Origin of the sequence: Lacticaseibacillus manihotivorans DSM 13343 = JCM 12514 (genome assembly GCF_001435035.1) — a bacterium.
GTDB classification, from domain to species: domain Bacteria; phylum Bacillota; class Bacilli; order Lactobacillales; family Lactobacillaceae; genus Lacticaseibacillus; species Lacticaseibacillus manihotivorans.
Genome location: NZ_AZEU01000054.1, coordinates 1 through 14,736 on the forward strand (window position 1 = coordinate 1; position 14,736 = coordinate 14,736).

The 14,736-nt window shown below is 48.7% G+C and carries 9 protein-coding genes; all 9 read left to right on the forward strand.

The features are described 5' to 3' along the window. Nucleotides 1-164 precede the first annotated feature (164 nt). The 9 genes from glgB to FD01_RS03465 all read left to right on the forward strand — a co-directional run bounded on the left by glgB (nt 165) and on the right by FD01_RS03465 (nt 14,545). Entirely contained in the window at nt 165-2,048 is a 1,884-nt protein-coding gene (gene glgB / locus FD01_RS03425; RefSeq protein ID WP_056962591.1) for a 1,4-alpha-glucan branching protein GlgB, read from the forward strand. Then, nucleotides 2,038-3,180, forward strand: a complete 1,143-nt coding sequence (locus FD01_RS03430) for a glucose-1-phosphate adenylyltransferase (RefSeq protein ID WP_056962593.1) — start codon at nt 2,038-2,040, stop codon at nt 3,178-3,180. Before glgB ends, FD01_RS03430 begins: the two co-directional genes overlap by 11 nt. After that, nucleotides 3,177-4,346: a glucose-1-phosphate adenylyltransferase subunit GlgD gene (gene glgD / locus FD01_RS03435; protein WP_056962595.1), complete on the forward strand. Its 1,170-nt coding sequence runs from the start codon at nt 3,177-3,179 to the stop codon at nt 4,344-4,346. The genes FD01_RS03430 and glgD overlap by 4 nt, the downstream gene beginning before the upstream one ends. Then, entirely contained in the window at nt 4,339-5,778 is a 1,440-nt protein-coding gene (glgA, locus tag FD01_RS03440; RefSeq protein WP_054718643.1) for a glycogen synthase GlgA, read from the forward strand. Before glgD ends, glgA begins: the two co-directional genes overlap by 8 nt. A gap of 95 nt (nt 5,779-5,873) precedes the next feature. After that, a complete protein-coding gene (locus FD01_RS03445) occupies nt 5,874-8,276 on the forward strand; it encodes a glycogen/starch/alpha-glucan phosphorylase (protein ID WP_056962597.1) in 2,403 nt (800 codons plus the stop codon). After that, on the forward strand, nt 8,277-10,058 hold the full coding sequence (locus tag FD01_RS03450; RefSeq protein WP_056962599.1) for an alpha-amylase family glycosyl hydrolase: 1,782 nt from the start codon (nt 8,277-8,279) through the stop codon (nt 10,056-10,058). A gap of 248 nt (nt 10,059-10,306) precedes the next feature. Then, complete coding sequence (locus FD01_RS03455) at nt 10,307-12,043, forward strand: ABC transporter ATP-binding protein (protein WP_056962601.1); 1,737 nt, start codon at nt 10,307-10,309, stop codon at nt 12,041-12,043. Nucleotides 12,044-12,049: 6 nt separating this feature from the next. Next, nucleotides 12,050-14,146 carry an ABC transporter ATP-binding protein gene (locus tag FD01_RS03460; protein ID WP_056962603.1) on the forward strand — a complete coding sequence of 699 codons (2,097 nt, stop codon included), beginning with the start codon at nt 12,050-12,052 and terminating at the stop codon, nt 14,144-14,146. A 153-nt stretch (nt 14,147-14,299) separates the two neighbouring features. After that, nucleotides 14,300-14,545, forward strand: a complete 246-nt coding sequence (locus tag FD01_RS03465) for a hypothetical protein (protein ID WP_054719528.1) — start codon at nt 14,300-14,302, stop codon at nt 14,543-14,545. The last annotated feature ends 191 nt before the right edge of the window (nt 14,546-14,736 follow it).

Sequence of the window (14,736 nt, forward strand, 5' to 3'; positions counted from 1 at the left end):
TTTATTTTGTCTGAGTGCTAACGATAGTGGCTAACTTGATTGTAAAACGCGGGTGTCGAAACCATTATGATATTTGGTAAAAAATATCATAATCTCTAGTAGCGAGAACTCAGACAAATCGTGTTATACTAGGCGTGTAAGCGGCATCAAAGGAGGCGACGTCGATGGATGAAACAACATCACCGTGGCTATATCTGTTTGGTCGTGGTGAAGATTATCAAAGTTATCGACGCTTTGGCGCACATTTGGTGAGTCCAGGCGTTTGGCAGTTTCTGGTATGGGCCCCGCATGCAGCAGGGGTAGCAGTAGTCGGCGATTTTTCGGACTGGGAACCAGTGGCGTTGACTCCGATCGGCGAAACCGGTTGTTGGCAAGGACAGCACGCAGGCGACGTGGGGCAGTTGTATAAATTTCACATCACGACGCAAGCCGGTGAGGTGATCGAAAAAATTGACCCTTACGCCTTCGCCTTTGAAAAAAAGCCGGGCACTGCAGCGAAGTTGTGCGACTTGCCAAAACATGAGTGGCACGATGCCGCATGGCAAGACCTACAAAAACAACAGCCCATTTATTCACGACCGTTAAATATTTATGAAATGCACTTAGGGTCCTTTCAGCGTCACGAGGACGGCAGTTACTTATCTTATCAAGAATTAGCCAAACTCGTGATCCCGTACGTCAAGCAAATGGGGTATACCCACATTGAACTGATGCCGTTAATGGAACATTTGCTTGATGCGTCTTGGGGTTATCAATTGATGGGCTACTTTGCCGCCACCAGTCGCTTCGGCGCGCCAGAAGATTTCTTAGCTTTTGTCGATGCGGCGCATAAAGCCGGACTTGGCGTGATCATGGATTGGGTGCCAGGGCATTTTATTCGCAACACGGACACCTTGGCCCAATTCGACGGGACGCCGACGTTTGAATATCAAGATCCACACCGCGCTGATAATGTGCGTTGGGGGACTTGGAATTTTGATCTCGGTAAAACTCAAGTGCAAAGCTTTTTGATTTCCAGTGCCATGTATTGGCTGGATCATTGCCACCTTGACGGCCTGCGCGTGGATGCGGTGTCGAACATGTTGTATATGGATTATGACGCTGGCAAGGAAAACGACCGTAATGTCAACGGTGGCCGCGATAATTTGGAAGGCCAAGCCTTTTTGAAGAAGCTGAATACCTCAGTGTTTGCGGCGCATCCAGAAGCGTTGATGATCGCCGAAGAATCTTCCGCTTTCCCCAAAGTCTCGGCGCCGATCGATATGGGCGGTTTAGGCTTCAATTATAAATGGAACATGGGCTGGATGAATGACACGCTGAAGTATTTTGAAATGGATCCTTACGCGCGCCGCGATCATTTGAATCTGTTGACGTTTTCTTGGGTGTATACCTACGACGAACAGTTCATTTTACCGTTTTCCCATGATGAAGTGGTGCATGGCAAAAAATCCCTGATGCACAAAATGCCAGGTGATCGCTACAACCAATTTGCCAACTTGCGCGTGATGTTTGTTTGGTTTATGACCCACCCTGGCAAAAAGTTGTTGTTTATGGGCAGTGAGTGGGGCCAATTTCTGGAGTGGCGCGATTACAGTGCGCTGGAATGGGTCGATCTCGATGATCCGATGAATGCCGCCATGCAGCAATTCACCAAGACCTTGAACAAATTGTACAAAAAGCGTCCAAGTTTGTGGGTCAATGACCACGACCCTAGCGGCATGCAAGTGACCAAAGGCGATGGGCCAGAACAGTTGGCTTACATTCGCAAAGGCGAAACCGCAGATGATTTCACCATTGTGGTGTTGAACTTGATGCCGGAAGAAATTCAAAATTATCCGATCGCAGTACCAGCCAGTGGCGATTATGAAATTGTGTTAAATACTGAAAGTTATCATTTTGGCGGGACTTGGCGGCGGCTTCAGCGCACCTTGCATACGACCGGTGAGCCAATGGATGGCCAACCCGATCAAGTCCGCGTCGTGTTGCCGGCGATGAGTGCATTATTGATCGCCCCAAAGAAGATCAGGAGGGAACCACATGAGCACTGAAATGTTAGGCATGATCCTAGCCGGCGGCCAAGGCACTCGGCTAGGCAAATTAACCAAAAATACTGCAAAGCCGTCAGTGCCTTTTGGCGGACGCTATCGCATTATCGATTTTACGTTGAGTAATTTGTCCAACTCTGGCGTCAATACCGTTGGCGTGATCACCCAATATCAACCCTTGGAACTCAACCGCCATGTGCAAAATGGCGCCAGCTGGGGCTTAAACGAACGCGGCGCTGGCGTGACGATCTTGCAACCTTACGCCAGCTCAGAAGGTGAGAAGTTCTTTGAAGGTACAGCCCATGCGATTTATCAAAACATGGCCTACATCGATTCTTACAATCCGCAATATGTGCTGATTTTATCTGGCGACCATATTTATAAAATGGATTATGAGCGGATGCTAGCCTTCCATAAAGCCAAGAAAGCCACGTTAACGGTTGCCGTCATGCCAGTTTCTTTAGAAGAAGCGACGCGCTTTGGCATTATGAACACCGATGACACGGATCGCATCATCGCCTTTGAAGAAAAACCTGAGAAACCGAAATCTGATTTGGCCTCAATGGGGATCTACATTTTCGATTGGGCGCCGCTGAAGAAATATTTGACCGATTCTTATTCGACTGATGGCAAAATGGAAGACTTCGGCAAAGATGTCATTCCAGCCTACTTGGCGCATAATGAACCGACTTTTGCATATGCCTTTCATGGTTACTGGAAAGATGTCGGCACGATCCAAAGCTTATGGGAAGCCAACATGGAATTCCTGTCGCCGAACAATCCGCTGAATATCACCAATCGCAACTGGCGGATCTATTCGCAAACGGAAGCCTTGCCGCCGATGTTTTTCACCAAGTCCGCTAAGGTGCAGCGTTCCATGGTTACAGATGGATCATATGTCGCTGGCACGGTTGAGCACAGCATTTTAAGTCAAAATGTCAAAGTCGGCGAAGGCTCGACCATCACCGATTCGATGATCATGCCTAACGCCGTGATCGGCAGAAACGTCACCATCGATCATGCCATTGTCGGCGAAGATGCGGTGGTTGGCGACAATGGTGAAGTGATCGGCAAACCAGACGACATTGCAGTGATCGGCTACGGTGAGGTAGTCGGCAGAAAGGAGAAAGCATGAGACAAGGAGAAATGGCGGCAGTCATCGATTTAAACGAAGACGTGCACACGCTTTTACCATTAACAGAACATCGTCCCATTGGCACCTTGCCTTTTGCTGGACGCTATCGCTTGATTGATTTTCCATTATCGGCGATCACCGCAGCAGACATTCACTCAGTCGGCTTATTCATGCCAGAATCTGAGCGGTCAGTGCAAGACCACATTCGCTCAGGGGCGGCTTGGAATTTGGATCTGATCCAAGGCGGGGTGTTCTTATTCCCGTATGTCGCGACTCGTGATTACCAAAATGATGACTTGCGCGCGCGTTATTATGAAAACTACACCCAATTTCTGCGCGGGTCTGGCTCGAAGTACACCGTGGTGATGGGCGCTAAAAACGTCGCCAACGTGAACTTGAATGCGATTTTGAATTATCACAAAGCTGGTGACAACCGAATCACCACGGTGTACAAGAAATTACCGCTTGATCGCATTCGCCCAACAGATTGGACGTTGGCGTTATCAGAACAAGGCACCGCTTCGGCAATTGTCCAAGCCAAAGAACGCCACGACGACCAAGGCAAAAATGAGATCCCAAGTTTCATGGACATTTACTTGTTGGCGACCACAGACCTGATCGATTTGCTCGATGATGCGGCCCAAAGTCATGTCTTCCGTCGCTTGCCAGAATTGTTGCGGGATTACGTGTTGGCGAATAACGCCAATGCCTTTGAGTACACCGGGTATTTGGCGCGGATCGATTCGATTCAACGCTACTACGACTCGAACTTACAAATGCTCGATGATGCCAGCTTCCAATCCTTACTGTTGTCCAGTGTGCCGATTTTGACCAAGAGTAAAAATGAAGTCCCAAGCTTTTTTGCCAAAGATGCCACGGTGGTCAATTCCTTGTTAGGTACTGGCACTTATATAGAAGGAACCGTGCAAGATTCTGTCGTGTTCCGCAATGTGGTGATCCATCACGATGCCTTAGTCGATCATGCAGTCGTCATGCAAGGGTCAAAGATTTCCACCGGGTCCACGGTCAAGTATGCGATTTTGGATAAAGGCGTGGTGATCGGGCCAAACTTGACTATTGTCGGTAAGCCTGACAAACCGATCGTGTTACGCAAGAATCAAACCGTGTTCCGTGAAAGTGAAGTGGAGGGGTCAGCCCATGCTTAAAGTGTTATTTGCGGCTGCAGAAGGCGTTCCATTTTATAAAACTGGCGGTTTGGGGGATGTGGCGTATGCCTTGCCGCAAGCGCTCAAACAAGCAGGCGTTGATATTCGCGTGGTATTGCCATTGTATTCGCGGTTGTTTCCTGACGCGTATCGTGAACAATTGCGCCCACTGGCTCGCTTTTCCTTGAAGTTCGGCCAACAAGAAAAATATGTTGGCGTGTTGACCTTAAAACTCAACGATGTCACCTATTACTTCATCGACAACGAAGAATTCTTTGGTCGCGACGTGTTGTACGGCGAATGGGATGATGGCGGCCGGTTCGGCTTTTTCCAAATGGCGATCATTGAAATGTTGCAAGTGATCGACTTTATTCCAGATATCTTGCATGTCAACGACTGGCACACTGCGTTTATTCCGGTGTTGTTGGCGGATAAGTACCAATGGATCAATGCGTTGTCTGGGATCAAAACGCAATTGACCATTCACAACTTACAATTCCAAGGCTGGTTCCCGCAATCGATTTTGGATGATGTGTTTGGCATCGGTCGCCAATTTGCCAATGATGACGGCTTTATTCAAGATGGTTCGGTGAACTACCTGAAAGGCGGGATCAACTTTGCCAACTTAGTGACCACGGTCAGTCCAAGTTACGCCGGTGAAATTCAAACGCCAGCATTTGGTGAACACCTCGATGGCACCTTGCGCAAACAAAACTGGAAATTGCGCGGGATCTTAAATGGCATCGACACGACCTTGTATGACCCGCAAACCGACAAACACTTATATGCCAATTATTCCGCAGATGATTTAGCTGGCAAAGCCCAAGACAAACTGGCTTTGCAACAAGAATTCGGTTTGCCGCAAACGGATGTGCCGTTATTTGGCGTCGTCTCGCGCTTGACTCGCCAAAAAGGCATGGATTTATTAGTCGACGCGTTAAATCAGATCTTGCCAGGCACAGACATGCAAATCGTAATTTTAGGCACAGGCGATGGCGATTTGGAGCGGCATTTTGACGATTTACATGCGCGCTATGCAGGCAAAGTCGCGACGTATATCGGCTTTGATGTGGCGTTGGCGCAACGGATCTATGGTGGTGTCGACTTCTTTGTGATGCCAAGTGCCTTTGAACCAAGCGGCTTGGCGCAAATGATGGCGATGCGCTATGGGGCCTTGCCAATCGTCCATGAAACCGGCGGCTTGCGCGATTCCGTGATCGCATATGATGCGACTACCGGTGATGGCGATGGGTTCAGTTTCTGGGAATACACTACTGGTGTGTTGGCTGAAACGTTGCGGCGGGCCGCAGAAGTTTACACCCAAACGCCTGACGAATTCGCCCACTTGCAACAAACGGCGATGGCTAAGGACTTTGATTGGGTCCATGCTGCGCAAGACTATTTGCAAGGCTATCAAAATCTGTTGAACTAACACGACATAACAAAACAGCACCATTTAAACTGATTTGAATGGGTGCGAGATGGGTGGCGCTTGTTGCCACCTATTTTTTGGAGGGAGTTTATTTTATGGGATTAACGAAAAAACGCTTCATCGCTGATTTTCAAGCTGAAGCTTTACATTTATTTGCCGATTCGCTGGAGAATCTGTCCCCGATGCAACAATACCAAGCGCTAGCGTTTTTGGTGAAAGGCTATTACGCCAAAGACTGGGCGCAAACCAAGGCAGATTATGATCATCACCAGCAAAAGCAGGTTTATTATTTTTCCATTGAGTTTCTCCCTGGACGCTTATTGGCGTCGAATCTGTTGAATCTCGGCATTAAAGACACAGTTGAAGCAGGTTTAAAACAACTTGACATCGATATCCCTGATTTGTATGCCCAAGAAGGCGATCCAGGTTTAGGTAACGGGGGCTTGGGCCGCTTGGCGTCGGCGTTTTTAGATAGCATGGCCGCAGACGGGATGGCCGGCAATGGTAACGGGATCCGCTATCAATACGGCTTGTTCAAACAGCGCTTTGTCGATGGCTATCAAGTTGAGTTGCCAGATGACTGGCTGCGCGATCCTTATGTTTGGGAGACCCGCAAAGAAAATCGCGCGGTGATCGTGCGGTTTGGCGGATCGGTGTATTTGACGCCTTGTGATAACGGTGGCTTAGAACCAGTTTATCAAGATACTGATGATGTGCTAGCAGTGCCTTATGATATTGCCATGGTGGGGCATCACAATCACATGGTGAACACGATGCGGTTGTGGAGTGCGGAACCAGTTCCTGGCCATGCTCACAGCTTAGCCGAAAAATCCCGCATCAATGCCATCACCCAAATTTTGTATCCGGATGATTCTGACACCGCCGGGCAAGAATTACGTTTGCGCCAAGAATATTTCTTTACCAGTGCTGGCATTCAAAGTATCATCACGCATTATCGGCGCTTCCATCAAGATCTGCACTTGCTGCCAAACTTTGTGGCGATTCACATCAATGATACGCATCCGGCGATGGCAGTTTTGGAATTGATGCGGGTGTTGTTGGACGATGGTGGCCTGTCTTGGGAGGAAGCTTGGCAAATCACGGTGCAAACCTTGAGTTACACCAACCACACCTTAATGGCAGAAGCTTTGGAAACTTGGCCTGAAGAAATGTTTGCCCGTTTGATGCCGCGACTGTATCAAATCGCCCAAGAAGTCGATCACCGCTTCCGCCAAACCTATACGCCACGCTTTGGCGGGGAGCTGATTCAGCGCTGTGCCCCGATTGCAGACGGCTATTTACGCATGGCATATTTGGCCGTGATCGGTAGCCACGCAGTCAATGGGGTCGCCAAGATCCACAGCGAGTTGTTGAAATCCAGCGTGCTGAAAGATCTCTACACGATTTTCCCAGAACGCTTCAACAATAAAACCAATGGCATCACGCCAAGACGTTGGGTGCAAGTCGCCAATCCAGAATTATCTGAGTTGATCGATTCTGCTATCGACACCGGTTGGCGCAGTGATCCGAGTTTGTTGGTGCCACTGGCTGCACACTTGCACGATGAGAAATTCCTCAAGGCTTTGCACACCGCTAAAAAAGCCAATAAGGAAAAACTCGCGGCGATCATTTTTGATCAATTAGGCATTGAAGTATCCACTAATGCGATTTTTGATGTGCAGATCAAACGCCTGCATGCCTACAAACGCCAATTACTCCATGTGTTTGGCATTTTAGAAGCATACCTCGCGATCAAAAATGGCGAAAATCGCCCGAGTCGTGTCCATGTCTTCGGGGCTAAAGCCGCGCCAAGTTATCGCTATGCCAAATCAGTGATCCGCTTGATCAATGCCGTGGCAGATTTGGTGAATAATGATCCAGATTGCAAAGGCAAATTAGCTGTCGCCTTTTTACCAAACTACGGGGTATCGCTTGGTGAGCGCATTATTCCAGCCGCTGATATTTCTGAACAGATTTCCATGGCCGGCACGGAAGCGTCTGGGACGTCGAACATGAAGCTGATGGCTAATGGCGCGTTAACGTTAGCCACGCTAGACGGCGCCAACATTGAAATCAAAGATGCCGCCGGCGAAGATGCGATGGCGATGTTTGGTTTGACCACCCCAGAAGTGGCGCAACTTAAAGCCAGCGGACAATATTCGGCCCGTGCGATTTATGAAGCGGATCCGACGCTGCATCGCGTCGTGGACATGCTGACTGATGGCACGATCCCCGGTATCACCACTGAAGGCCGCGAGATTCAAGATGAGTTGTTAGTTTATAACGACACGTATTTGGTTTTGGCAGACTTCCGCAGTTATGTGGAAGCTTCGCATAAACTCGACGCGTTGTGGCAAGATCCGATCGCCTGGGCACAAGCAGCCTTGAAAAATATCGCCGCCTCGGGTCAGTTCTCTGCAGATTACACCGTGGCACGATACGGTCGCGATATTTGGGATGTGTTGCCAGCAACACCAGTGGGTCATGGAGGTGAGTGAATGCATTATGATTCGTTTGTCGATCGCACGCCTGCCGGGGCCTTGATGAAACAAACCCCAGTCACTTTTACGTTAACGGCACCAGAAGCTAAAGTGGCGACCTTACTGGTGTCAAAAGCTGATGGTGGCATGCAAGCGGTGGTGATGCATCGCCATAATGGCCAGTGGACGGCGACGATCATGCCGGATTCAGAAGGGTTGTGGTATTACGCTTTTCGCGTGGAAACCAACACTGGCCAAGTGACTTATGGCACCGTCGCTGGTGGTTTTGGTGGCAGTGGGCAAGTCTATCGCGACCCAGATGCCGCGCCTTGGTATCAACTGACCGTGGTCGATCGCTTCGAAACGGTACCCGATTGGTACAAAAATGCGCGCATCTATCATATTTTTGTCGATCGTTTCAACAATGGTAATCCTGATGGACACATCAATCACCCGAAACCCAACAGCTTTTTGTACGGGCAGTTAAGCGATGACCCATATTATGTCAAAGATGGCCAAGGTGAAGTGGTGCGGTGGGATTTTTATGGCGGCAATTTGGCTGGCATCACGGCTAAACTCGATTGGCTGCAAAGCTTAGGTTTCACCGCGTTATATCTCAGCCCGATTTTTGAAGCGGCCTCCAATCACCACTATGACACCGCAGATTATTACCGCATCGATCCGATGCTCGGCACATTGGCAGATTTTAAAGCGTTGGTTTCAGGCTTGCATCGGCGCGGCATGCATTTGATCTTAGACGGCGTGTTCAATCATGTCGGGCGGGATTCGCGCTACTTCAATGCATTCGGCCATTATGAAGATCGCGGTGCCGCGCAAGATCCGGCGAGTCCTTACGCAGCCTGGTTTACTTTCAAGCATTGGCCAGATGATTACAAATCTTGGTGGGGCGTTAAGGACTTACCCGCCATAAAAAAAGAATCCGCCAGCTTCCACGAATTTATCGCCGGTGGTGAGGATTCGGTGATCGGCTATTGGACGGGACTCGGCGTGGATGGTTGGCGGCTAGATGTCGTCGATGAGTTGGCTGATGATTTCTTGCGCGAAATTCGTTCACTGCTTGATCACTATCCCAACCGCGTGTTGATCGGGGAAGTGTGGGAAGACGCGTCGCATAAAATCGCTTATGATAAACGCCGGCCATATTTGCAAGGCCACGAGCTGCAAGGGGCGATGAATTATCCGCAGCGGCAGTTGATGCTGGATTATGTCAATGGCGCGATCAGTCCCGGCACGTTTGCTCGGCAGCTCTTGACCTTAAAAGAAAACTATCCACCGGAAGTGTTTGCCTATAACTTCACCAGCATTTCCACGCATGATACCCAGCGGGTGTTAACGGCCCTTGGTGAAGATCGGACAAAGCTTGCGCAAATGGTGACGCTGTGGGCGAGCTTGCCAGGCAATTTGGTACAGTTTTACGGCGATGAAGCAGGACTCAATGGTGACGTGGATCCACTGAATCGCAAGTATTATCCTTGGGACCAGGTCGATGACGAGATTTTCAAGTGGTATCAGGCAGCTTGGGCCAAACGCGACGACCCGTTATTTTCAGGAAATGCTGGCTTGACGGTGATTTTTGATGGGGAAGGCCTGGGGATTTTGCGGTATTTGAAGGACGAAGCGGTGCTCGTGGGGTTCAATGCCACTGATCGCACCGTAGAATTAAATCCACAAGCTTGCGATTTACATTTAGTCCCTGAAAAATGGCGTGATTTGATTCAAACCATGACGATTTCCGCTCACAGCAGTGTGACCCAGTTATTACCTAAAATGACCAAATAAAAATTTCGATATCTGCACGCACCCTTAAAATGACTGCAAAGTCAATCATTTTAAGGGTGCTTTTTTCGTTGAATTGGCGCGGGTTCAACCGTAAAAATTAAGACTTTACAAAGCGGCTTCAAAGTAGGATAATCCAATTTGCTTTGCGTGATCGAAATGATTATTTTTATTCGCGGAAAGTCCCATTTTGTTGTTGTAAATTGCCAAAGCCGACTGACCCGCGGCTTTCAATTGGGAGGAATTATTTGATGATTTTTAAAGCAATCGGCAGATATAAGCTGCTGGTCACGGCGGCATTATTGACGATGCTGCTACAGGTAGGCGCCGCATTATGGCAACCTTCCTATATGAAAAGTATTTTGAAAGTGATGGCGGACATGACCTTGTCCACCAACGGCAAAATCGACAAGATCTCGCAATATGGCATCGCGTTGATCGTCGTGGCTGTGGTCGGTTTGATCGGCTCAGTGCTGAACACTTTGACCGCCGCCAAATTGTCACAAGCGGTGTCGGCGGATTTGCGGGAACAAACTTTCCGCAAGATCCAAACCTTCTCATATGAAGACGTTGAAAAGTTTAAAGCTGACAATTTAGTCGTGCGCATGACCAACGATATCAACCAAATTCAAATGTTGTTGATGATGGTATTCCAAGTGTTGATCCGCGTGCCATTACTATTTGTCGGCGCATTTATCTTAAGTATCATGACCATGCCAAAATTGTGGTGGATCATTGTCGTGATGGTCGTCTTGATCGTCGTCGTCACTGGTATTTCCATGGGACGCATGGGGCCACACTTTGCCGCGTTCCAGTCCTTAATGGATCGCATCAACGGCATTGCCAAAGATAACTTGCGGGGCGCACGCGTGGTGAAGTCTTTTGTCCAAGAAGATAACCAAGCCAAAGCTTTCGATAAAGAATCTGATGAACTGCTCGGCCACAACTTAGCCGTTGGGTACACCTTTTCCACGATGATCCCAGCGTTTACGATTATTTCGCAGTTGGCGATTTTTGGGGCGATTCTGCTGGTGTCGACGTTCGTGACGAAAAGTGCAAGTGTCGCCGCCGATCAACTCGGTGGCATCATGTCCTTTGTTCAATATATGATGCAGATCATGTTTGCCATTATCATGGGCGGGATGATGTCGATGTTTGCCAGTCGTGGGATGGTGTCCATGGGGCGGATCTCAGAAATTCTCAAAACTGAAACGTCAATGACTTACGCCACTGATGACGTGGAAGATTTAGATGGCAGTATCGAATTCGATGATGTCTCCTTCGCTTATCCAAACGACCAACAACCAACCCTCAAAGATATTTCCTTTAAGCTCACTGCTGGGGAAATGGTCGGCATCGTTGGTGCCACTGGGGCTGGGAAGTCGACGTTAGCGCAATTGATTCCACGGCTGTTTGATCCAACTTCCGGGACCGTTAAAGTTGGCGGACGCGACCTCAAATCCGTTTCCCAACAAACGTTAAAAAACACGATTTCCATCGTTTTACAAAAAGCGATCCTGTTTTCTGGCACAATTGCCGGCAACTTGAAACAAGGTAAAGCCGACGCAACCAGTTCTGACATGGACCGCGCCGCCAAAATTGCCCAAGCCGCCGAATTTATCGACCGCTTGCCAGAACGCTATGATGCGCCAGTGGAAGAGCGCGGCAATAACTTCTCTGGTGGTCAAAAGCAGCGGATGTCCATCACCCGTGGCGTGATCAAATCCCCAAAGATCTTGATTCTGGATGATTCCACGTCTGCGCTTGATGCCCATTCCGAAAAGCTGGTCCAAGAAGCGATGAATCGGGACTTGAACGGCACCACCACGATCATCATCGCGCAAAAGATCTCCAGTGTCGTGCACGCTGATACCATTTTGGTGTTGGATGAAGGGCGCTTAGTGGCCCAAGGCACGCACAAAGAATTGCTTGAAACTAGCGATGTTTACCGTCAGATCTATGACACGCAAAAAGCGAAGGAGGACTAATTCAATATGAATGACACCACTCGCGCTTTGAAGTTCTTTTATTTATACTTCAAAAAATACAAGCTCCAATTTTTGCTGATCGCGATTTTTATTATCGCCGCGACTTACTTACAAGTGGAAGCCCCAGTGATCATGGGGGATGCGATCACGCATTTGTCCACGTTTGTCGGCGACTTCTTCACCCATCAACATGCGCCAGACGCGATCAAAGCCTTAAAGAAAATCGCTGCTGGCTCGACGCAAGCTCAAGACGCTTTGAATCAAATTGCGGCCAGCTTGTCTAAAGCGACTGGCCACACGGTTGCCGCTAGTGCATTAACCGACGCTTCGGTGCCAAGTCAAGTCTTGGCCAAGTTACCTAAAGGCACGACAATCCACGGTTTACAACAACTGGCTGCCATGCCATCTGATTGGCATCATTTGACCAATGCGAATGTGCCAGCCGCCATCACGTCCAGCTTACCTAAAGGCACGACGATTCACAGTTTGATGAAAGTCGCGACCTCTCCAGTAGCTTCCAAAGCTGATTTCTTCGGCTCAATGTGGAAGTTGTTAGCCTTTTATGTGATGACTGGTGTGGCGCAACTGCTGTACACCATTTTATTCACGCGGATCGTGGCGCACTCCACCAACCGCATGCGCAAAGGCTTGTTTGGCAAATTAGAGAAGATGACCATCGCGTACTTCGATCGCCATGAAGACGGGGACATTTTAGCCCGGTTCACCAGTGATTTGGATAACATTCAAAACACCTTGAACCAAGCAGCGGTCAATGTCACCACCAACATTGCACTGTTTATCGGGATTTTGATCATGATCTTCCATGAAAATGTTTCGTTGGCTTGGGTCACCGTGTCCACGACGCCAGTGGCCGTGCTTTGCGCCATTGTGATCGTCATTCAAGCGAAAAAATACACCGACAAGCAACAAGCTGAAGTCAGTGTGTTGAACGCTTATATGGATGAAAAGATCTCTGGTCAAAAAGCGATCATCGTTGAAGGTCAACAACAACAAACTATCGATGGCTTCGTGACCAAAAACCAAGCCGTGCAAAAGTCGACTTTTGCCGCGCAAGCATGGTCGGGGATGATTTTCCCGTTGATGAACGGCTTTTCGTTATTGACCACGGCTTTGGTGATTTTCTTAGGCACGAAAATTGCGTTGAATGATAGTTCGTTGTCAACCGCCGCCGCTTTAGGCTTGGTCGTGACCTTTATTCAATACGCGCAACAATATTACAATCCGATCATGCAGATCTCCAGTTCCTTTGGTCAATTGCAACTGGCTATCACTGGGGCAACGCGTTTGAACGTGATGTTTGATGAACCAGAAGAAGTGCGGCCGGAACCTGGTAAACCGTTTGAAACTGTCGGCGATGGCATTGAAATCGAACATGTGGACTTCGGTTACTTACCGAACACCCCGATTTTAAAAGATGTCTCGATTTCCGTCGCGAAAGGGCAAATGGTGGCGTTAGTCGGGCCAACCGGGTCTGGTAAAACTACCGTCATGAACTTGATGAACCGCTTCTATGATGTCGATGCTGGTAGCATCAAGTATGATGGCATCGATATTCGTGAATTTAACTTGGATGCGTTACGTGCCAAAGTCGGCATCGTGTTACAAGAATCCGTCTTGTTCTCTGGGACCATTGCTGACAACATTCGCTTTGGGAAACCTGACGCGTCGATGGATGAAGTGATCACCGCGGCGAAAACCACGCATATTCATGAATTCATCGAAAGCCTCCCTGAAGGTTATGACACCCAAGTGGATGAAGCCAACTCGCCATTTTCCGTTGGGCAAAAGCAACAGATTTCCATTGCGCGGACGATTTTGACGGATCCTGAGATCTTGATCTTGGATGAAGCCACGTCAAACGTGGATACGGTCACAGAACAACAGATCCAATGGGCGATGGAAGCAGCGATTGCGGGGCGTACCAGCTTTGTGATCGCGCATCGCTTGAAGACCATTTTGAATGCCGACAAGATCGTGGTGCTTAAAGATGGCCAAGTGATCGAAGTTGGCACCCATCATGAATTAGTTGAAGCTGGCGGCTTTTACAGTGAGCTGTACCATAACCAATTCGTGTTCGAATAATCGCATTAAAAGATCAAAATATTTGTTTGAAGCCGATCAGCCTTGGAGACACAAGGATGGTCGGCTTTTTGTTTTGGCGTGGTGATTGGAAGTTGTTGACGGTCAATGGCGCAACTGGTGTACTAAAGGGACTTTGAAAAAGGCGGTGATGCATTGTTTTTAATTGCGAGTTTGGTCCTCACCATGTGGATGTTTTATGAAGCCTGGTATGGACTATCAGATTGCTGGGCGGCAATGTTATGGACAGGAGTACTAGTGGTCAATAGTGTTCAAACCTGGCATTACTTTTGGTGCGGCCATCTGTTGTTTGCAATCAGCGCCGCATTGGGCGTTGGCATTGCCGCTTGGGAATTGTGGTTACTGTGGGCGTATGAACCGATCGATTTGGATGAAGAATAGTGTACCCCCATGGTAGAATAAATAGTGGAAAACGGTTGCCAGTCGAAATCGGAGGAAGGATTATGTTAGGCGTCATCGTGATGGTGGGGATCATCGGGGCAGTGTTTTTAACGTCTGTGCAGGGAAAAGATCCTGCCGCAAATTGCAAGAACAAGTTAGCCACTCCGTGGCACGACACCGTGAGGCGAACT